This is a genomic window from Pseudomonas sp. AP19, from assembly GCF_001728855.1.
GTDB lineage: Bacteria > Pseudomonadota > Gammaproteobacteria > Pseudomonadales > Pseudomonadaceae > Aquipseudomonas > Aquipseudomonas fluorescens.
The window spans coordinates 1-19,326 of the sequence record NZ_LXJP01000025.1 but is presented as its reverse complement, the minus strand read 5'-3'; the positions used below and the strand labels follow the sequence as shown (position 1 = coordinate 19,326).

General features: G+C 61.5%; 18 protein-coding genes. 10 read left to right on the top strand and 8 right to left on the bottom strand.

Annotation, left to right across the window (positions count from 1 at the left end; all coding sequences use genetic code 11):
* Nucleotides 1-75: 75 nt before the first annotated feature.
* Nucleotides 76-711, bottom strand: a complete 636-nt coding sequence (locus A7D21_RS18040) for a C40 family peptidase (RefSeq protein WP_053258477.1) — start codon at nt 709-711, stop codon at nt 76-78.
* A 249-nt stretch (nt 712-960) separates the two neighbouring features.
* Between A7D21_RS18040 and A7D21_RS18035 the strand changes: the two genes are divergently transcribed.
* Nucleotides 961-1,389 (top strand): NINE protein, encoded by a 429-nt coding sequence (locus tag A7D21_RS18035; RefSeq protein WP_053258476.1) that lies wholly within the window; start codon nt 961-963, stop codon nt 1,387-1,389.
* A 133-nt stretch (nt 1,390-1,522) separates the two neighbouring features.
* Here the strand turns inward: A7D21_RS18035 and A7D21_RS18030 are convergent, their stop codons facing one another.
* The 7 genes from A7D21_RS18030 to gshB all read right to left on the bottom strand — a co-directional run bounded on the left by A7D21_RS18030 (nt 1,523) and on the right by gshB (nt 7,420).
* Nucleotides 1,523-2,794 carry a dihydroorotase gene (locus tag A7D21_RS18030; protein WP_069552287.1) on the bottom strand — a complete coding sequence of 424 codons (1,272 nt, stop codon included), beginning with the start codon at nt 2,792-2,794 and terminating at the stop codon, nt 1,523-1,525.
* Nucleotides 2,791-3,795 (bottom strand): aspartate carbamoyltransferase catalytic subunit, encoded by a 1,005-nt coding sequence (locus tag A7D21_RS18025; protein WP_053258474.1) that lies wholly within the window; start codon nt 3,793-3,795, stop codon nt 2,791-2,793. The genes A7D21_RS18030 and A7D21_RS18025 overlap by 4 nt, the downstream gene beginning before the upstream one ends.
* A 24-nt stretch (nt 3,796-3,819) precedes the next feature.
* Complete coding sequence (gene pyrR, locus A7D21_RS18020; protein ID WP_053258473.1) at nt 3,820-4,326, bottom strand: bifunctional pyr operon transcriptional regulator/uracil phosphoribosyltransferase PyrR; 507 nt, start codon at nt 4,324-4,326, stop codon at nt 3,820-3,822.
* 83 nt (nt 4,327-4,409) lie between these two features.
* On the bottom strand, nt 4,410-4,847 hold the full coding sequence (gene ruvX / locus A7D21_RS18015; RefSeq protein WP_003195067.1) for a Holliday junction resolvase RuvX: 438 nt from the start codon (nt 4,845-4,847) through the stop codon (nt 4,410-4,412).
* The gene (locus A7D21_RS18010; protein WP_053258472.1) at nt 4,847-5,416 is read right to left on the bottom strand and encodes a YqgE/AlgH family protein; all 570 of its coding nucleotides are present in this window, start codon (nt 5,414-5,416) and stop codon (nt 4,847-4,849) included. The genes ruvX and A7D21_RS18010 overlap by 1 nt, the downstream gene beginning before the upstream one ends.
* 67 nt (nt 5,417-5,483) lie before the next feature.
* Nucleotides 5,484-6,389, bottom strand: coding sequence for an energy transducer TonB (locus A7D21_RS18005; protein ID WP_053258471.1), 906 nt, complete (start codon nt 6,387-6,389; stop codon nt 5,484-5,486).
* 77 nt (nt 6,390-6,466) lie between these two features.
* The gene (gene gshB / locus A7D21_RS18000; RefSeq protein ID WP_016976046.1) at nt 6,467-7,420 is read right to left on the bottom strand and encodes a glutathione synthase; all 954 of its coding nucleotides are present in this window, start codon (nt 7,418-7,420) and stop codon (nt 6,467-6,469) included.
* Nucleotides 7,421-7,659: 239 nt separating this feature from the next.
* Between gshB and pilG the strand changes: the two genes are divergently transcribed.
* From pilG to A7D21_RS17960, 9 genes are all read left to right on the top strand, one after another.
* Nucleotides 7,660-8,067 carry a twitching motility response regulator PilG gene (gene pilG, locus A7D21_RS17995; RefSeq protein WP_053258470.1) on the top strand — a complete coding sequence of 136 codons (408 nt, stop codon included), beginning with the start codon at nt 7,660-7,662 and terminating at the stop codon, nt 8,065-8,067.
* 46 nt (nt 8,068-8,113) lie between these two features.
* A complete protein-coding gene (gene pilH / locus A7D21_RS17990; RefSeq protein ID WP_053258469.1) occupies nt 8,114-8,488 on the top strand; it encodes a twitching motility response regulator PilH in 375 nt (124 codons plus the stop codon).
* Complete coding sequence (locus A7D21_RS17985; protein WP_053258468.1) at nt 8,485-9,009, top strand: chemotaxis protein CheW; 525 nt, start codon at nt 8,485-8,487, stop codon at nt 9,007-9,009. The genes pilH and A7D21_RS17985 overlap by 4 nt, the downstream gene beginning before the upstream one ends.
* Entirely contained in the window at nt 9,006-11,057 is a 2,052-nt protein-coding gene (locus A7D21_RS17980; protein ID WP_069552286.1) for a methyl-accepting chemotaxis protein, read from the top strand. Before A7D21_RS17985 ends, A7D21_RS17980 begins: the two co-directional genes overlap by 4 nt.
* Before the next feature lie 177 nt (nt 11,058-11,234).
* Complete coding sequence (locus tag A7D21_RS17975; RefSeq protein WP_069552285.1) at nt 11,235-17,048, top strand: Hpt domain-containing protein; 5,814 nt, start codon at nt 11,235-11,237, stop codon at nt 17,046-17,048.
* Nucleotides 17,041-17,496, top strand: a complete 456-nt coding sequence (locus tag A7D21_RS17970) for a chemotaxis protein CheW (protein ID WP_053258465.1) — start codon at nt 17,041-17,043, stop codon at nt 17,494-17,496. The genes A7D21_RS17975 and A7D21_RS17970 overlap by 8 nt, the downstream gene beginning before the upstream one ends.
* Before the next feature lie 338 nt (nt 17,497-17,834).
* Nucleotides 17,835-18,218, top strand: coding sequence for a polymorphic toxin type 44 domain-containing protein (locus tag A7D21_RS34465; protein WP_073636742.1), 384 nt, complete (start codon nt 17,835-17,837; stop codon nt 18,216-18,218).
* Complete coding sequence (locus A7D21_RS17965; protein ID WP_069552284.1) at nt 18,196-18,615, top strand: hypothetical protein; 420 nt, start codon at nt 18,196-18,198, stop codon at nt 18,613-18,615. Before A7D21_RS34465 ends, A7D21_RS17965 begins: the two co-directional genes overlap by 23 nt.
* 325 nt (nt 18,616-18,940) lie before the next feature.
* Complete coding sequence (locus A7D21_RS17960) at nt 18,941-19,186, top strand: DUF6124 family protein (RefSeq protein WP_069552283.1); 246 nt, start codon at nt 18,941-18,943, stop codon at nt 19,184-19,186.
* Nucleotides 19,187-19,326: the final 140 nt, after the last annotated feature.

Here is a 19,326-nt window from a genome sequence, read left to right as displayed (position 1 = left end):
CCTAAGATGGTGACTGACACTGCGCCTTCGCGAGCAAGCCCGCTCCCACATGTTTTACCGCATTTCAGCCAGAGATCAGCGCTGCACAACCCGCAGGTTGTTCTGCTCTTTAGGCAGAACACGCTTGGCAATCACGTAGTTCTTGTCCCAGAACGGCTTCTTCAGCGTGTCGATGCTCACCGACTTGCCACGACGCGGCGCGTGGATAAAGCGGTCGTTGCCCAGGTAGATGGCAACGTGGTTGACCTGGCGGCTCTTCAGTTTGAAGAACAACAGGTCCCCCGGTTTCAGGTCCTTGCGATCAACCTTCAGCCCGTGGCCAGCGGCCATGGCGTTGGAAGTGCGAGGCAAATCCACCGCTTTTACGTCGTTAAACGCATATTTCACCAACCCACTGCAGTCGAACCCTTTACTTGGGCTGCTACCGCCCCAACGATAAGGAGTACCGAGCACATTAACGGCGCGGCTGAGGACATTGCTGCTTTGCTTGGTGTTGCCGGCCAGTTGGGTATGAATGGCTTTACCGTGGGCCTTGCTCACTTGAGTCGGGCGGTTGACGGTCAGCTTTACCGACTTGGCAGTGCTGGGTGTGCTGTGAACTTTAGGGGTGAAACCGTTAACGTTAGGAAGACGTTGCTCACGATTGGTGGCGTGGGCGGCCAGTGGCATTAATAGGCAAATGGTTAGCCATGTCTTGAAAAATGGTCGCATTAGGCGTGGCTCTTGATGGTTTGCGCGCAACTTTATAACAGCTTTTTGTGTCGTTCTAAGGCCGTTTGTCGACTGAACCCTGGGGTCAAATTCAGGAAAAACGCGACGAATTGCCGCTATTGTCCTACAGAGGTCAGGTGGCATAAGGCTTTGCGGGAGGGAAGATACCATTTGCCGTGCGTCGGGCGCCCGTAAAAAAGTCACAAAGAAAATGAAAAAATTTATCTATCGAGGCAAAAGAGGTACTCCATGAACACCTATCGACAGGATGTGATGCAGCAGGACACCCACAGCAAGGTGATTGGCTACCTGCTCTGGATTTTCGGTTTTACCGGGGCGCATCGCTTCTATTACGGCAAGCCCGTGACCGGGACAATCTGGTTTTTCACCTTCGGCCTGTTCGGTATCGGGTGGCTGATCGACTTGTTCCTGATCCCGGCCATGGACCGTGAAGCGGACCTGCGTTTTACCGCCGGGCCCATCGAATACAATGTGGCCTGGGTACTGTTGGCGTTCCTGGGGGTGTTCGGCCTGCACCGTATGTACCAGGGCAAATGGATCACCGGCCTGATCTACCTGCTGACCGGTGGGTTGTTCCTGATCGGTGTGCTGTATGACTTCTGGACGCTGAATACACAGGTTTCGATCCGCAATGCCGAGCGCAATAGCGGGCGCTGAGTCTCTCAAGGCCTCTACAAAACCAAATGTGGGAGGGGGCGTGCGCCCGATAGCAGTGGGTCAGCGACAGATAAGCTGACTGACCCACCGCCTCCGGGAGCACGCCCCCTCCCACTTTTTTACCGTGCCCGTTTTAGGCCTGGTAGCTGATCCGCCCATCCACCAAGGTGTATCGCACCGTCGCCGGCAGGCTATGGCCGATGAACGGGCAGTTTTCGCCCTTGGACAGCCAGTGTTCGCCGGCAACCGTGGAGCTGGCTGGATCAAACAGCACCAGGTCCGCCGCTGAGCCCACCGCCAGCTTGCCCGCCGGCAGGCGCAAGGCTTCGGCCGGGCCGGCGCTCAGGCGTGCCAGCAGCGTCGGCAGGTCGAGCAAGCCATCCTCAACCAGCGTCATTGCCAAGGGCAGCAGCAGTTCGACGCTGCTGATGCCCGGTTCTGTCGCGCCAAACGGGGCCAGCTTGGCATCCCGCTCGTGGGGCTGGTGATGGCTGGAGATCGCCGAGACCACGCCCGACTTCACCGCCGCGCGCAAACCTTCACGGTCGGCCAAGGTGCGCAGCGGCGGCTGCACGTGGTAAAGGCTGGAAAAGTCGATCAGCGCCTCATCGGTCAAAATCAGCTGATACAACGCCACGTCCGCCGTCACCGGCAGGCCGCGCGCCTGTGCCTGGGCGATCAGGGCCACGCCCCGCGCGCTGGTCAATTGGCTGAAGTGCGCACGCACGCCGCTTTGTTCCACCAGCAGCAGGTCGCGGGCCAGGGCCACGGTTTCAGCGGTTTCCGGAATGCCCGGCAGGCCGAGGAAGCTGGCGACAGCGCCTTCATGGGCCAGGCCGCCTTCGGCCAGGTCACGGTCCTGGGAGTGAAAAATCACCGTCAGGTCGAACGTGGCCGCGTATTCCAGGGCGCGACACAGGGTGCGCGTACTGCGGAAGCTTTCCAGGCCGTTGCCGAACGCCACACAGCCGGCGTCGCGCAGGGCAATCAGCTCGGCGAGCTGTTCGCCTTCCAGGCCTTTGCTCAGGGCGCCGATCGGGAACACTTTGCAATTGCCGGCTTCACGGGCGCGGTCGAGGATCAGCTCGGTCACGGCCGAGGTGTCCAGGATTGGCTTGGTGTGCGGCGGGCAGCACAGGCTGGTCACGCCACCGGCGGCGGCGGCGCGGGTTTCGCTGGCGATGCTGCCTTTGCGGCTGTAACCCGGCTCACGCAGGGCGACGTTCAGGTCCACCAGGCCAGGGGCGGCCACCAGGCCTTTGGCGTCGATGGTCTCAACCGCACTGAAACCGCTGGGCGCGGCGCCGATGGCGATGATTTTGCCGGCTTCCACATGAAGATCGGTAACGTGATCCAGGCCGCTGGCCGGATCGATGACTCGGGCGCCGAGAATGCTGAGCTTCACTGGGCGTTCTCCTGCTCGAATTGACGTTGCGCGGTTTGCCCGCTCATGGCCATGGACAGCACGGCCATGCGGACGGCGATGCCGTAAGTCACCTGGTTCAAAATCACCGATTGCGCGCCGTCGGCCACCGCCGACTCAATCTCCACGCCACGGTTGATCGGGCCTGGGTGCATCACGATGGCGTCCGGCTTGGCGCCGGCCAACCGCGCGGTGGTCAGGCCGAACAGGCGGTAAAACTCACCTTCGCTCGGCAGCAGGCCACCGGCCATGCGCTCGCGTTGCAGGCGCAGCATGATCACCACGTCCACATCCTTAAGGCCTGCGGCCATGTCGGTGTAGACCTTCACGCCGTACTGTTCGATGCCGATCGGCAGCAAGGTTTTCGGCGCGATCACGCGGATGTCCGGGCAACCCAGGGCTTTGAGGGCCAGCATGTTTGAGCGGGCGACCCGCGAGTGCAGGATGTCGCCGACGATGGCCACCGACAGGTTTTCGAAGCCGCCCTTGTGCCGACGGATCGTCAGCATGTCGAGCATGCCTTGGGTCGGGTGGGCGTGACGGCCGTCGCCGCCATTGATGATTGCCACGTTCGGGCACACATGCTCGGCGATGAAGTGCGCCGCGCCGGAGTCGCCGTGGCGGACCACGAACATGTCGGCGGCCATGGCTTCCAGGTTGCGCAGGGTGTCGAGCAGGGTCTCGCCCTTGCTCGCCGACGAGGTCGACACGTTCAGTGTGATGACGTCGGCCGACAGCCGCTGGGCCGCCAGTTCAAAGGTGGTGCGGGTGCGGGTAGAGTTCTCGAAGAACACATTGCAGATGGTCTTGCCGCGCAGCAGCGGGACCTTCTTCACTGCGCGGCCACCGACTTCAAGGAAGGAGTCGGCCGTGTCGAGGATTTCGGTCAGCAGTTCGCGGGGCAAACCGTCGAGGGACAAGAAGTGTTGCAGCTGGCCCTGAGCATTGAGCTGCAGCGGGCGCTTGGCATCTAGAGGCGTCATCGCGGGGACTCTGTACAAGGCGGTTTAAAGGGCAAGGTCTTGCAGTTCGAGTTCGAGCGGCGTTGGACCGGACAATTTTACCCGCTGGTGGGCTTGCAGGGACAGGGTTGCACCGACCACATCCGGGCTGATCGGCAATTCGCCGGCGTCCAGGTCCAGCAGGCACACCAGGGTCACACTGGCCGGGCGGCCGTAGTCGAACAGTTCGTTCATGGCGGCGCGGATAGTGCGGCCGCTCATCAGCACGTCGTCGATCAGCACCAAGTGCTGGCCTTCGATTTCGAACGGCAGGGCCGAAGGACGCACTTGCGGGTGCAGGCCGTTCTGGCTGAAGTCGTCGCGGTAGAACGATACGTCCAGTGTGCCCAACGGCGAATCACTGCCCAGTGCTTCCAATAACGCTTGGGCCACCCACACACCGCCGGTGCGAATGCCGATAAAGCGCGGTTCGCTGATGGCACGGTGTTGCAGGTGCGCCTTGAGGCGAATCGCCATCTGGCTGATCAGTTCGGCGGGATTGGGCAGGCTCATGGTGGCTCCTTCAAGGCCTTGCGCGGCAGGGGTGCGCACAAGGTCCGGGCTCAAACGTAAAAAGACGCGGCAAGCCGCGTCAGTCAGGATTCAAATAAAGCGGTGTTTTCATCCAGCCAACCCTGCAACAGCAAGGCGGCGGCGATGGCGTCCACCGGGTTGTCGCGGTAGCTGCCTTTCTGGCCGCCACGGTCGCGGCGCTCGCCTTTGGCTTCAAAGGTGGTCAGGCGTTCGTCGTGGGTATAGAAGGGCAGGTTGTAGCGACCATTGAGGCGGCGGGCGAATTTTTCCGCGCGCAGGCACATGTCGCTGGGGGTGCCGTCCATGTTCAAGGGCAAGCCGACCACGACCGCGTCGGGCTTCCACTCCTTGATCAGGGCTTCGACCTGGTTCCAGTCCGGCACGCCGTTCTGGGCTTTCAAGGTGCACAGCTCGCGGGCCTGGCCGGTAATGACCTGGCCGACCGCCACGCCGATCTGTTTGGTGCCGTAGTCAAACCCGAGGATCAAACGCAAGGCCATCAAGCGTGCCCCGCCTGGCTGGTCAGCAGGCTGAGGTTGACCCGAAGCTTGGCCGCGGCCGCTTCCAGGCGCAGTTCGCTGGCGGTGTTGAACAGGATGTCGGCGTCGAACGGGCAGGTCAGCCAGGCATTGCTGGCCAATTCGGCTTCCAGTTGCCCGGCTTCCCAACCGGCGTAGCCGAGAGTAATCACGCTTTGCTCAGGCCCCACGCCGTCGGCGATGGCAAACAGTACGTCCTGGGAGGTGGACAGCGACACGCCCTCAAGGTCGACCGTGGCCTGGAACTTCGGCCCGGTCGGGTGCAGCACAAAACCGCGATCGGTCTGTACCGGCCCGCCGATATAGATCGGCACGCTCTGGCAACGGGCCGGCGGGTCGACCTCGGGCCGCAGTTGCTCAAGGATGTCGGCCAGGTTCAGTTCTTGCGGGCGGTTCACCACCAGCCCCATGGCACCATTGGCCGTGTGCTCGACGATATAGGTCAAGGTCTGCGCAAAGTTCGGGTCGGCCATATGGGGCATGGCGATCAGGAATTGGTGCTTGAGGTAGGTCGGGCTGACATTTTTCATGTCCGCTAGTGTGGCGTTGGAGGGGCGAACTGACAAGCTGGGGATGCGGGTGATGTGGCAATTGTCATCAATTGCTGGACAGCCGATCACCCCGGGCAAACTTCCAGGTGCGGATGATTTCCAGGCGGTCGACATCATTCAGGTCGCCGGTAAACGGTGCGAAAGGCGCGGCCAGGCGCACGATGCGCTGGGCGGCCTGGTCCAGCAGCGGCTGGCCGGATGACTCCAGCACCTGCACTTCATATAGCGAACCGTCGCGGTTGATCGACACCAATAAGCGCAAATTGCCATAGATCTGCTGGCGCCGAGCTTCATCCGGGTAGTTGAGGTTGCCGATGCGCTCGACCTTCTTGCGCCACTCATCCTTATACCAGGCGCCTTTGTCGCGCATGGTCGAGGCCGCATTCAGGCGGTAGATACGGGGGCGCTTGGCGTACAGCTGTTGTTCGTTGGCCAGTTCGGCTTCGAGGCTGGAGATTTGGTCGGAGAGTTGTGAACTGTCAAACGTCGGCGCCGGTTTCACCGGTTCGGGCTGTGGTTCGGTCTTGGCTTTTTCGCGTTGGGTCGGCGCTTTTTGCGGTTTGGGCGCGACGGTGGTCACCGCTGCCTTGGGCGCGGCTTGCTTGACTTCGGGCTTGGGCGACGGCGGTGGGGTGACTTTATTGACCGTGTTGTCCTGAAACGGCGCCACTTCAGTGGTCTTGGGCACGGCTTTCTTGTCGAGGGTGCCGCTGCCCTGCTGGTTGTCCTGAGCGAGAAAATCGGCCTTCTCCGGCTTCTTTTCGCTCTTGAACGTGGCGAGGGTGATTTCCAGGGTTTTGGTGATCTGCTTGGGTTCGACAAAGCTGAAGCCCAGGCCGAGCAGCAAGGCGAGGTGAATCAAGGCCGCCAGGAACAGGGTAAATCCGAGCCGATCAGCCGGGCGCACGCCGCTATGGGAGAGTTCGGAGGGCAGATCGGACGGGAGTGTCATGACAAAAAAACCAACATCGCGCGTTTCACAGGTGGCGCATGATAACGCAATGTTGGTGTGTGTCCGGCTGTTCTATGTCACTTGGCTTGTAGCTTGCGCTCAATGGCCGCCATCAGCATTTCGCCGATGTTCGTGCCAAATGCGTTGTCGATCTCGCGAATACAGGTCGGGCTGGTGACGTTGATTTCGGTGAGGTTCTCACCAATAACGTCAAGCCCCACAAACAGCAGGCCTTTCTCGCGCAGGGTTGGGCCAACCTGGGCGGCGATCCAACGGTCTTTGTCCGACAACGGCCGAGCTTCACCACGCCCCCCCGCCGCCAGGTTGCCACGGGTTTCACCCGCCGCCGGAATACGCGCCAGGCAATAATCCACTGGCTCGCCGTCGATCATCAGGATGCGCTTGTCGCCGTCCTTGATCGCCGGCAGGTACGCCTGGCCCATGATCTGCTGGGTGCCCAGCGCGGTCAGGGTTTCCAGGATGACCGACAGGTTCGGGTCGCCTGCACGGTGACGGAAGATCGAGGTGCCGCCCATGCCGTCCAGCGGCTTGAGGATTACATCGCCATGTTTGGCGGCGAATTCACGCAGCACATCGGCGCGGCGGCTGACCACGGTAGGTGGGGTGCACTGCGGGAACAGCGTGGCGAACAGCTTTTCATTGCAGTCGCGCAGGCTTTGCGGCTTGTTGACGATCAACACGCCGGCGCGCTCAGCCTGCTCCAGCAGGTAGGTGGAATAGACGAATTCCATGTCGAACGGCGGGTCCTTGCGCATCAGGATCACGTCCAGGTCGCTCAAGGGGCTGTCGATTTCATCCGCAAGCTCAAACCACTTTTCCGGGTTGGCAAACACCTGCAGCGGGCGCATGCGTGCACGGGCCTCGCCGTCGCCCTGATAAAGGTCGCGCTGCTCCATATAGAACAGGGTCCAGCCGCGGGCCTGGGCGGCCAGGAGCATGGCCAGCGAGCTGTCCTTTTTATAGGAAATGCTGGCGATAGGGTCCATGACAATGCCGACGCGAACGCTCATGGGGGATTTCCTCTAGCAAATTAGGGCGCATAAAAGTGGCGTCAGAGTGGCGCTGCGGCTGTTGTGGGTCAAGGAAAAACCACCTGGCCGGTTGCTCGATAGATTGCGCCCGGAGACTGTGCTAAAAAGACTGGCACGGCGCAGCAGCCCTTGAATTCCAAGGCTTGCGGCGCTCATCCTGTGCAACATCAGGCAGTACACACCGAAAACCGATTCGCTGTGGCGATGGTAGAGCAGATATGGAACAGCATTCCAACGCCTTGAAAGTGATGGTGATCGACGATTCGAAAACGATCCGCCGTACCGCCGAGACGCTGTTGAAGAACGTGGGGTGCGATGTCATCACGGCCATCGACGGTTTCGATGCATTGGCCCGGATTGTTGATCACCACCCGCACATTATCTTTGTCGACATCATGATGCCGCGCCTGGATGGCTATCAGACCTGCGCCCTGGTGAAGAATAATCCGGCGTTCAAGTCGATCCCGGTGATCATGCTGTCCTCCAAGGACGGCCTGTTCGACAAGGCCAAGGGGCGCATCGTTGGTGTCGATCAGTTTTTGACCAAGCCTTTCAGCAAGGAAGAACTGCTGAGTGCGATCAAGGCCTATGTGCCAGGGTTCGCCGCAGTAGAACAAGCACACTGACGCCGCCTCACAAGGGCAGGCGCCGACCAATGTAGTGGGGAAAACCATGGCACGCGTTCTGATCGTCGACGATTCGCCGACTGAAATGTACAAACTGACCGGCATGCTGGAAAAGCATGGCCATCAGGTCCTCAAGGCCGAAAATGGCGCTGACGGCGTGGCGCTTGCCCGTCAGGAAAAACCCGATGCGGTCCTTATGGACATCGTGATGCCGGGCCTCAATGGCTTCCAGGCAACGCGCCAGCTGTCCAAGGAACCGGAAACCAACGCCATCCCGATCATCATCATCACCACCAAGGATCAGGAAACCGACAAGATCTGGGGCGCGCGCCAGGGCGCCAAGGACTACCTGACCAAGCCTGTTGATGAAGAGACCCTGATCAAGACCCTCAACGCGGTGCTTAAACCCAAGCTCCCATGACCGAGTCGCAAACCGCCTTCGAACTGCTGCTGGACATCGACCGCCGCTGCCGCCTGTTGGCCGCTGACCTGCCGTCCCAGGAAACCCGCCTGCAACGTTGGAGCGGGATCGGCTTTCGCCTGGGGCCGCATTGGTATGTGGCGCCGATGGGCGAAGTCGCCGAGGTGTTGCACGAACCGCGCTGCACCTTGATGCCGGGGGTTAAACCCTGGGTCAAGGGCGTGGCCAACCTGCGCGGGCGCTTGCTGCCGGTGATGGACCTGGGCGGGTTTCTCGGCATGGACCTGTCCAAGGCGCGCAAGCAACGGCGGGTGCTGGTGGTGGAATTCAACGACTTGTTTGTCGGGCTGCTGGTAGATGAGGTGGTGGGCATGCAGCATTTCGCACAAGACGCCTTGTTGACGGGCGCCACTTCCGGCGTGCCGTTTATCCAGGGCCAGTTCGACAGCGACCAGCTCTGGCAGGTCTTCAGCCCCTTCGCTTTGGCCCAGGCCCCAGGCTTCATGGATGTTGCCGCATGACCACCGCTACCACTCCCAAACCGCAAGCCGCGTCGCGCAGCCGTTCGCAGATCATCGTGCTGTTTATCGCACTGATCGTGTTCATCATGCTGTTGTTCGCCAATTTTGCGTACCTCAACACCCAGTCCACCTACGACAAACAGTACATCGGCCACGCCGGTGAGCTGCGCGTGCTGTCCCAGCGCATCGCCAAAAATGCCACCGAAGCCGCCGCCGGCAAAGCCGCTGCGTTCAAGCTGCTGAGCGACGCGCGCAACGACTTCGCCCAGCGCTGGGGCTACCTGAAAAAAGGTGACGCCGAGACCGGCCTGCCGGCGGCGCCCAGTGCGGTACGCGCCGAGATGCGCGCCGTGCAGACGGACTGGGAAGCGCTGCTGAAAAACACCGACGCCATCCTCGCCAGCGAGCAGACGGTGTTGTCGTTGCACCAGGTGGCCGCGACCCTGGCCGAAACGGTGCCGCAATTGCAGATGGAGTCGGAAAAGGTCGTCGATATCTTGCTGCAACGCGGCGCCCCGGCGAGCCAGGTGGCATTGGCCCAGCGCCAGTCGCTGCTGGCCGAACGCATCCTGGGCGCCGTCAACACCGTGCTGGCCGGCGACGAAACCGCCGTGCAGGCCGCCGACGCGTTTGGTCGCGATGCCAACCGCTTCGGCCTGGTGCTCAACGGCATGCTCAACGGCAACCCGGGCCTGCGCATTACCCAGGTTGAAGACCACGACGCCCGTGCGCGCCTGGCGGAAATCGCCGAGCTGTTCGAGTTCGTCTCCGGCTCTGTGGATGAGATCCTCGAAACCTCGCCGCAGCTGTTCCAGGTGCGTGCGTCGGCGAGCAATATTTTCAACCTGTCGCAAACCCTGCTTGATGAAGCCTCGCACCTGGCCACCGGGTTTGAAAACCTCGCCAGCGGGCGCAGCTTCGACACCATCGGCGGCTATGTGCTGGGCCTGTTGGCGCTGACCTCGATCATCCTGATCGGCCTGGTAATGGTGCGCGAAACCAACCGCCAACTGCATGAGACCGCCGAAAAGAACGAGCGCAACCAGAACGCGATCATGCGCCTGCTCGACGAAATCGAAGACCTGGCCGATGGCGACCTCACGGTGACCGCCTCAGTGACCGAAGACTTCACCGGCACTATCGCCGACTCCATCAACTATTCGGTGGACCAACTGCGCGATCTGGTGGCGACGATCAACTTAACCGCCGGGCAAGTTGCCGGCGCGGTGCAAGAGACTCAGGCCACCGCCATGCATCTGGCCCAGGCCTCGGAGCATCAGGCCCAGCAGATCGCCGAAGCGTCCACCGCGATCAACCAGATGGCCCAGTCCATCGATCAGGTGTCGGCCAACGCGGCGGAGTCCTCGGCGGTGGCGGAGCGTTCGGTGGAAATTGCCAACAAGGGCAACGAGGTGGTGCACAACACCATCCACGGCATGGACAACATTCGCGAGCAGATCCAGGACACCGCCAAACGCATCAAACGCCTGGGCGAATCTTCCCAGGAGATTGGCGATATCGTCAGTCTGATCGATGACATTGCCGACCAGACCAATATCCTCGCCCTCAACGCGGCGATCCAGGCCAGCATGGCCGGCGACGCCGGGCGTGGTTTTGCGGTGGTGGCCGATGAAGTGCAACGGCTGGCCGAGCGTTCATCCGCCGCCACCCGGCAAATCGAAACGCTGGTGCGGGCGATTCAGACCGACACCAATGAAGCCGTTATTTCCATGGAACAGACCACCACCGAAGTGGTGCGCGGCGCGCGCTTGGCCCAGGACGCCGGGGTGGCGCTGGAGGAGATCGAAGGCGTGTCGAAAACCCTTGCGGCGTTGATTCAGAGTATTTCCAATGCGGCGCAGCAGCAGACGTCGTCCGCCGGGCAGATTTCCCTGACGATGAACGTGATCCAGCAAATCACCACGCAGACGTCATCCGGCTCGACCGCCACCGCCGAAAGTATCGGCAACCTGGCGAAGATGGCCAGCCAGTTGCGCAGGTCGGTATCGGGCTTCACCTTGCCACCGCCTAAACAGGTAGACGATTGAAATGTTATCTGGAGAACACCACATTCCAAATGTGGGAGCTGGCTTGCCTGCAATAGCGGGCTTTCAGTTGATACATCTACAGCTGACCCACCGCCATCGCAGGCAAGCCAGCTCCCACAGTGGATCTCCATTGTTTTCGGCAACACACGCAGTCCATGAATTCTAAGCGGAGCAGTTATGGTTGATCGGCACGACTACGTGGCCCTCGAATGGGTCAAGGGCGACATTGCCGAAACCCTGAAACAGGCCCGTTCGGCGCTGGACACGTTTGTCGAAACCCACGACAGCGACGCCATCGGCGAGTGCCTTGCGTGCATTCACCAGGTGCATGGTGCGTTGCAAATGGTCGAGTTTTACGGCGCGGCCCTGCTGGCGGAAGAAATCGAAGAGCTGGCGCTGGCATTGCAAGGCGAGCGCGTCAGCCAGCGCGATGAAAGCATCCGTCTGCTGCAACAGGCGCTTAGCCAGCTGCCGCTGTACCTTGACCGTGTGCACAGCGCCCGCCGCGATTTGCCGCTGGTGGTGTTGCCGCTGCTCAATGACCTGCGCAGCGCACGCGGCGAAGGCCTGCTGTCGGAGACCAGCCTGTTCAGCCCGCAACTGCTGTCGATTGCGCCGTTGCCCGATGAGGCCCTGGCCCAGCGCGCGCTGCCTGACCTTCACGAGCAACTGCGCCAGTGGCACCAGCTTCTGCTCCAGGCGTTGGCCGGGCTGCTGCGTGAAGACCATGGCCCAAGCAACCTGGAAGACATGGCGCGGGTCTTCGCCCGCCTCGAAGCCCTGTGCCAGGGCGCGCCGCTGCTGCCATTGTGGCAAGTCACCTCGGCGCTGGTGGAAGGCATGCTCACCGGCGTCATCGCCAACAGCCCGGCGCTGCGCAGTTTGCTCAAAGCCAGCGACAAGCAACTCAAGCGCCTGCTGGCCCAGGGCATCGGCGGCATCAACCAACCGGCGCCGGATGAGTTGCTCAAGAGCCTGCTGTTCTACGTCGCCAAGGTCACCCGGCCGACGCCGCGCATGCAAAGCCTCAAGGAACGCTACGGGCTGGATGAAGCCTTGCCCGACAGCGCCGTGGTGGATGCCGAGCGCGCGCGCCTGGCCGGGCCGGATCGCAATGCCATGGGGTCGGTGCTTGGCGCGTTATGTGAGGAACTGGTGCGGGTCAAGGAGCGCCTGGATCTGTTCGTGCGCAGTGACCGGCAACACACCAGCGACCTCGATGCCTTGCTGGCGCCGCTGCGGCAAATCGCCGACACCTTGGCGGTACTGGGCTTCGGTCAGCCGCGCAAAGTCATCATCGACCAGCTTGCCGTGGTGCTTGGCCTGGTCCAGGGCCACCGCGAACCCAATGATGCGGTGCTGATGGATGTCGCCGGGGCCTTGCTGTATGTCGAGGCCACGCTGGCGGGCATGGTCGGCACCGTCGAACCGGAAAACCGCGAAGAAAGCCGCCTGCCCACCACTGACCTGACCCAGATTCATCAACTGGTTATCCGCGAATCCTGCCAGTGCCTCAAGCAAGCCAAAGAGCTGGTGATTGACTGCGTTGAAGCCGACTGGGATCGCCAGCGCCTGGAGTCTCTGCCCGAGCTGCTCAGCCAGGTGCGTGGGGCTCTGGCGATGATTCCGCTGCCGCGCGCGGCGAGCCTGATGCGCGGCTGTACCGATTACGTCGACGAACAGCTGATGGTGAATGAGGCCATGCCCTGCGAGGCACAGCTGGCGCATTTTGCCGACGTGATCAGCAGCCTGGAGTACTACCTGGAACGCATGCTCCAGGATGCCGACGCTGCGGGCGAACGCGTGCTGGAACTGGCCACCCAGGGCCTGGCCGCACTCGGCTACCTGCCCGCCGAAAAACCCTGGCGGCAGGCGCTGGTCGCGCCGGATGGCGCACTGTCGACCGAGGTTGCGCCGAGCCAATCCCAGTTCGACGCATTGGCCAGCCCGACCTCACGCCTGAACCCGCCGGCACTGAAACGCCCGGGCAGCCTGCAGCCACCGCCGGACGGTGAGGAACCCATCGACGACGAGCTGCGCGAAGTCTTCCTTGAAGAAACCGACGAAGTCCTCGAAGTGCTGCACCGTTACTTGCCGAACAGCGCGGACAAAACCGCCCAAGCTGAGATGCGCCGCGCGTTTCACACCTTGAAAGGCAGCGGCCGTATGGTCCGCGCCCTGGTGTTGGCCGAGTTGGCCTGGGCGTTGGAAAACCTGCTTAACCGCGTGCTCGAACGCAGCGTTACCCTCGGCCCCGATATTCAACAGGTGCTGGATGACGCCGTGGCCCTGCTGCCGGAATTAATTGCCGACTTCGCCACTGATGACCAGCGCCAACGCGATGAAGTCGACGCCTTGGCCGCGCGTGCCCACGCGCTGGCCAGCGGCACTGTATCGGCCGCAGAACCCCACGACCCGATGCTGCTGGAGATTTTCCGCAACGAAGCCCAGAGCCACCTGGAAAGCCTCAACCACTTCCTGCAACAAGCCGCCGAACACGTGCCGCTGCAGGTCAGCGATGAATTGCAACGCGCCCTGCACACCCTCAAGGGCAGTGCCTACATGGCCGGCGTACTGCCAATTGCCGAACTGGCACGGCCGCTTGATCACCTGACCCGCGAATACAAGGCCCACCGCCTGCCGCTGGACCTGGATGAAGTGGAGTTGTTGCTGGAAGCGGAAGGTTTGTTTCAACGCGGGTTGCGTCAACTGGACAGCGATCCGCTCGTGCCGATCGAGGGTGCGCCAGACCTGATCAGCCGTACCCAAAGCCTGCTTGACCAGCAGCTCGAAGCCCTGCTCGATGCGCCCAACACGGGCCTGCGTATCAAGCGCGACCCGCAGTTGATTACCAACTTCCTGGCCCAGGGCATGGACATCCTGCTGGATGCCGAAAGCCTGCTGCGCCGTTGGCAACAACACCCCGGCGAGCGTCAGGAACTGACCGCGCTGCTGGACGAATTGACCACCCTGGGTGAAGGCGCGCACATCGCCGACCTGCACGCGATTGACGCGCTGTGCGAGGCCTTGCTCGATCTGTATGGTGCCGTGGAAGAAAGCAGCCTTGCGGTCAGCGAGCGGTTTTTCCATGAGGCCGAACAGGCCCATGAAGCGTTGATCAACATGCTCGACCAGTTGGCCGCCGGCCAGGAAATCAGCCCGGCGCCGGCGCGGGTACAAGCGCTGCGCGAATTGCTCGATGACGCCCTCGACCCGTCCGCCACCGGCCTGATCAAAAGCGACGGCAGCCGCGCCCTGAGCATCTCGGAACTGGGCGCCGCCACGGCACAGTTGGGCCAGGACACGGCGATGGACGACGAGATTGTCGAGATCTTCCTGGAAGAGGCGGTGGATATCCTCGACAGCGCCGGGCAGTCGCTTAAACGCTGGTTGCTGGAGCCCGACAGCGCGGCACCGCTGTCGTCGCTGCAACGGGATTTGCACACCCTCAAAGGCGGCGCGCGCATGGCCGAGATCGGGCCCATTGGCGACCTGGCCCATGAGCTGGAAAGCCTGTACGAAGGCTTGGTGGACCGCCGCTACAGCTACTCCCCGGAACTCTCCCATGTGCTGATGGCCAGCCATGAACGGCTGGCCTTGCAGCTGGAGCAACTGCAAGACCACCAACCCCTGAGCGACTCCAGCGACTTGATCGCCGAGCTGCGCGAGTTACGCCACAGCAGCACGCCAGCCACCCCGGTCGCAGCGCCCGAAGCGGCAGCTGACCCCGAGCTGCTGGATATCTTCCTTGAAGAAGCTGCCGATATTCTCGACAGCTCAAGCAGCGCGTTGCTGCGCTGGCAGGCCGAGCCGAACAATCGCCAGGAGGTGGAAACCCTGCTGCGCGACCTGCACACCCTCAAAGGGGGCGCGCGCATGGTCGAGATCGGGCCGATTGGCGATTTGGCCCATGAACTGGAGTTTCTCTACGAAGGGCTGTCCGCCGGTTTGCTGGCCCCGTCTCCTGAACTCTTCGCGTTGCTGCAGGGCTGCCATGACCGCCTGGCGCAGATGATCGATGCGGTGGCGGACGGCTTGCCGGTCGGTTCGGTGGACAAGCTCATCGAGCGCATCAAAAGCCTGGTGCACCCTAGTGATGAGCCGGTGTTGCCTGTGGCATTGCCGACGGGCAAGGCGGAAGCGGCGGTCGACCCGGCGGCGGACATGGTGAAAATCTCCGCCGATTTGCTGGATGACCTGGTCAACCTGGCCGGTGAAACCTCGATCTTCCGTGGCCGTATCGAGCAGCAAGTCAACGATGCGCGCACCGCGCTCAATGAAGTCGAAACCACCATTGAACGCATGCGCGACCAACTGCGCCGTCTCGACACCGAAACCCAGGGCCGCATCCTCAGCCGCCAGCAGGCCGAGGCCGAGCGCCTGGGTTATGAAGAATTTGACCCGCTGGAAATGGACCGCCATTCGCAGTTGCAGCAGCTGTCGCGCGCGCTCTCCGAGTCGGCCTCCGACCTGTTGGACCTCAAGGAAACGCTGGACCGCCGCAACCAGGATGCGCACAACCTGTTGCAACAGCAGGCGCGCATCAACACCGAGTTGCAAGAAGGCCTGATGCGCACGCGCATGGTGCCGTTTGAACGCATGTTGCCGCGCCTCAAGCGCATCGTGCGCCAGGTGGCGGAAGAGTTGGGCAAGGACGTCGAGTTTGTGGTCGGCAATGCCGAAGGCGAGATGGACCGCAACGTGCTGGAACGCATGGTGGCGCCGCTGGAACATATGCTGCGCAATGCCGTGGACCATGGCCAGGAATCGCGCGAGGCACGGTTGCTGGCCGGTAAGCCTGCGAGGGGCCGCATCAGCCTGGACCTGACCCACGAAGGCGGCGATATCGTCTTCGACATGCGCGACGACGGCGCCGGGGTGCCACTGGAGGCGGTGCGGCGCAAGGCAATCAAGCGGGGGTTGCTCAGCCCTCATCAAGAGATGAGCGACCGCGACGTATTGCAGTTCATCCTGCAACCGGGGTTCTCCACGGCGGAAAAGATCACGCAGATTTCCGGGCGGGGCGTGGGCATGGACGTGGTGCACGAAGAAGTGCGCCAACTTGGTGGCTCGATGGTGATTGATTCGAGGCCGGGCGAGGGCGTGCACTTTCGCATTCGCCTGCCGTTTACGGTGTCGGTCAACCGCGCACTGATGGTGCAATGCGCGGACGATCAATACGCGATTCCGCTCAACACCATTGAAGGCCTGGTGCGCGTCCTGCCCCACGAGCTGGCGGGGCACTATCAACAAGACCCGCCGCGTTATGAATACGCCGGCCAGCGCTACGAGTTGTTCTACCTGGGTGACCTGCTGCACACCGTCGCCCGGCCGAAATTGCTGGGCCAGTACCAGCCGGTGCCGGTGCTGTTGGTGCAATGCAACGAACGGCGCGTGGCGGTGCATGTGGATGCCATGGCCGGTACGCGAGAGATCGTCGTCAAGGGCCTGGGGCCGCAATTTGCGGGCGTGCAGGGGCTGTCCGGGGCGACCATTCTGGGCGATGGCCGCGTGGTGTTGATCATCGATTTGCTCGCGCACATCCGTGCCCGGCAACCGGCCTTGCCGGCCCGGTCGGTCGACGCCGCGCTGGTGCTCAACGACCCGTTGAAAAAGCGCCCGCTGCTGGTGCTGGTCGTGGACGATTCGGTCACGGTGCGCAAAGTCACCAGCCGCCTGCTGGAGCGTAACGGCATGAACGTACTCACGGCCAAAGACGGGATCGACGCCATCGCCCTGCTCGAAGAACACACCCCGGACCTGATGTTGCTCGACATCGAAATGCCGCGCATGGACGGCTTCGAAGTGGCCATCCAAGTGCGCAACGACCCACGGCTGATGCGCCTGCCGATCATCATGATCACCTCGCGCACCGGCCAAAAACACCGCGACCGCGCCATGGCCATTGGCGTCAATGACTACCTCGGCAAGCCGTACCAAGAGTCGGTGCTGCTGGAAAGCATCGCCTACTGGAGCAAGTCCCATGCTTGACCACCGCACCAGCCAACTCACCGGCCTGCTGTTGCCCCTGGCCGACCGCCACCTGGTGCTGCCCAACGTCGCCATCGCCGAGCTGATCGACTTCCAACGCGGCGAACCGGCCAGCGATGCGCCGCCGTGGTACCTGCGGCAAGTGACCTGGCGCGACCGGCAGTTGCCGTTGATCAGCTTTGAAGCGGTGTGCGGTGAGGCCAGCGTGACCGGCGAGCGTTCGCGAATTGTGGTGTTGAACGCGCTCGGCGGGCGGCCAACGTTGAAGTTTATTGCGATGGTGATTCAGGGGATTCCCCGCTCGTACAAACTCGATAGCCAGTTGAGTTACGTGGATGTGCCGCTGTGCCCACTGGAACTGGCGGCGGTGCAGGTGGGCGAGCATGTGGCGAAAGTGCCTGACCTGATGGGGCTGGAAGCGCTGTTGGTCGAGTCCGGCCTGGCCTGACGATTAGCCTTGTGAAGATCCACTGTGGGAGCTGGCTTGCCTGCGATAGCGGCTTGTCAGTCACTGCATCAACAACTGACCCACCGCTATCGCAGGCAAGCCAGCTCCCACACTGAATTGTGTTCAATCGCGCGTTAGCGTTTTCGTGACTAAAAAATTGTTGTTGATGATCGTACCTTTTCACCATTTCGGATCGGCTAATGATGCGGACTGACCGCTCACATGTCGGAATGGGATGGAGTTGCTGTAGGCGAGTTCTGCATTTGGATTAAGCGGGTTTTCAGGCCTGTGTGGAGTGGCTAGCTTCTGCGCTCCTCATTGCCTGCAAGGATCTGCAAATGGCCGTACCGTTAATGCCGCCCGGTGTTTCAATTTTTGAAAACATGGCGATATCTCGTTGCAAACGCACTCATCTCAAGCCGGGCTCGGCATTCGCTTATTCTTGGTTTTATTCTCAGGTCAGGGCTGCTGGCCCATGGAACTACAAGAAGCGAGGGCGCGAGTATGAGGCTTTTGGTAACTTCAATTACGGCGCTACGGGTACGGTGCTGGGCATTCCCGAGCATGTGTTGTTGCGAGCTGCTGGTGTGGCTCAAACCGTCGCAAAAACCACCCTTCCGGATTTTGGAACATGGTGGGGCGGTGAGCCTTTTGGTGATGACCCACGGGACCAATATTGGATAAGAAAAGGTATTGAATATGCAATTTCGCAAGGCCACTAAGCGCCTCATACCGTTTCTGCGTAATTGCCTGCTTGTGGTCTGCCTGATCTATATCGGCGGCAGTTGGATACTGTCGCCCGGAACACCGGTTCTGGATGAAGTGGTTTTGAAGCATTCCTTGGGCAACGGCACTTCGATCTATGGTGCGCGCGACGGCCAGGGGGGGGCGACGGTGGGGTTTTCCTACAGATACTACGTCCATGAGGATTTGGGGAGTGATCAGGAAATACTCGCCGCCTTAGTGTCTGCACATGCGTTTCTGAAAACCCGAGAGCCCGATGTTCAAGCGCGTGATGAGGGCGGTGCACTGCATCTGATTATTCGGGGGCGTGTGTATGAGTACCATAGCTATGCACTGGAGGGCTTGGGGACGGTCAAGGTGATGATGGCTTTGTGATGGGCCAGTGTTCGGATTTTTCCTGCAAGATTTCGGGCGGTGCATGAACTTGTTGTGGGTAGTGATGGCGGCTAGTCTTCGTTCGTCATCGAAAAAACGGTGACACGGACGTGCAAGTCCGACGAAACTGTTTAGGCGTACAGACGCCCAGCCAACCACGGGCGTTTTTTGTGCTCGCTGCTTTATGGCGGCTGCGCGCAGGAGGTCTTCGGACCTGCTGGGTGTCCTAAACAGGCCCGGTCTTGCACACCTGCGCACGGTCGCCACCCTCATTCGCGTGCAAGCGAACGGTGGCGCTCCTTACTAACTGTTTAGGAGTTTCATCATGATCAAACCTACCCCAAATCCACCCGCTAGTGTTTTCACTGTAAACCCTCACCAAAACACCGAAGCCCTATTGGTCAACGCCAGCGAAACCCTGTCCTCGCTGAACGCCATGACCTGCAACCTGGCCTTTGACCTGAATACGTCCCAGCGCGCAATCATGCTCGGCATTCAGCAAATGGCCGAGTTGGGCCAGTTGCTGGTCGATAGAGCGCTGGAGCAAGTCAGCCCGGCGGCGGCAGGTTAAAGCGGTCCCAAATAGGGACTGATCGTTCCCTGTCTGGGACCGCTTACTAACAGGCACCACCGAACAAATGTGGGAGCGGGCTTGCTCGCGAATACGGTGGATCAGTTGTAGATGTGCTGACTGACCCACCGTATTCGCGA

Excerpts from the sequence above, each read along its gene's own strand:
- A7D21_RS17965 (WP_069552284.1), top strand. The coding sequence starts at position 18,196 with ATGCAATTTCGCAAGGCCACTAAGCGCCTCATACCGTTTCTGCGTAAT.
- A7D21_RS18035 (WP_053258476.1), top strand. The coding sequence starts at position 961 with ATGAACACCTATCGACAGGATGTGATGCAGCAGGACACCCACAGCAAG.
- A7D21_RS18025 (WP_053258474.1), bottom strand. The coding sequence starts at position 3,795 with ATGACGCCTCTAGATGCCAAGCGCCCGCTGCAGCTCAATGCTCAGGGC.
- A7D21_RS17985 (WP_053258468.1), top strand. The coding sequence starts at position 8,485 with ATGACCGAGTCGCAAACCGCCTTCGAACTGCTGCTGGACATCGACCGC.
- A7D21_RS17970 (WP_053258465.1), top strand. The coding sequence starts at position 17,041 with ATGCTTGACCACCGCACCAGCCAACTCACCGGCCTGCTGTTGCCCCTG.
- pilH (WP_053258469.1), top strand. The coding sequence starts at position 8,114 with ATGGCACGCGTTCTGATCGTCGACGATTCGCCGACTGAAATGTACAAA.
- ruvX (WP_003195067.1), bottom strand. The coding sequence starts at position 4,847 with ATGGCCTTGCGTTTGATCCTCGGGTTTGACTACGGCACCAAACAGATC.
- pilG (WP_053258470.1), top strand. The coding sequence starts at position 7,660 with ATGGAACAGCATTCCAACGCCTTGAAAGTGATGGTGATCGACGATTCG.
- A7D21_RS17960 (WP_069552283.1), top strand. The coding sequence starts at position 18,941 with ATGATCAAACCTACCCCAAATCCACCCGCTAGTGTTTTCACTGTAAAC.
- A7D21_RS18010 (WP_053258472.1), bottom strand. The coding sequence starts at position 5,416 with ATGAAAAATGTCAGCCCGACCTACCTCAAGCACCAATTCCTGATCGCC.
- A7D21_RS18040 (WP_053258477.1), bottom strand. The coding sequence starts at position 711 with ATGCGACCATTTTTCAAGACATGGCTAACCATTTGCCTATTAATGCCA.
- pyrR (WP_053258473.1), bottom strand. The coding sequence starts at position 4,326 with ATGAGCCTGCCCAATCCCGCCGAACTGATCAGCCAGATGGCGATTCGC.
- gshB (WP_016976046.1), bottom strand. The coding sequence starts at position 7,420 with ATGAGCGTTCGCGTCGGCATTGTCATGGACCCTATCGCCAGCATTTCC.
- A7D21_RS17975 (WP_069552285.1), top strand. The coding sequence starts at position 11,235 with ATGGTTGATCGGCACGACTACGTGGCCCTCGAATGGGTCAAGGGCGAC.
- A7D21_RS17980 (WP_069552286.1), top strand. The coding sequence starts at position 9,006 with ATGACCACCGCTACCACTCCCAAACCGCAAGCCGCGTCGCGCAGCCGT.
- A7D21_RS34465 (WP_073636742.1), top strand. The coding sequence starts at position 17,835 with ATGGCCGTACCGTTAATGCCGCCCGGTGTTTCAATTTTTGAAAACATG.
- A7D21_RS18005 (WP_053258471.1), bottom strand. The coding sequence starts at position 6,389 with ATGACACTCCCGTCCGATCTGCCCTCCGAACTCTCCCATAGCGGCGTG.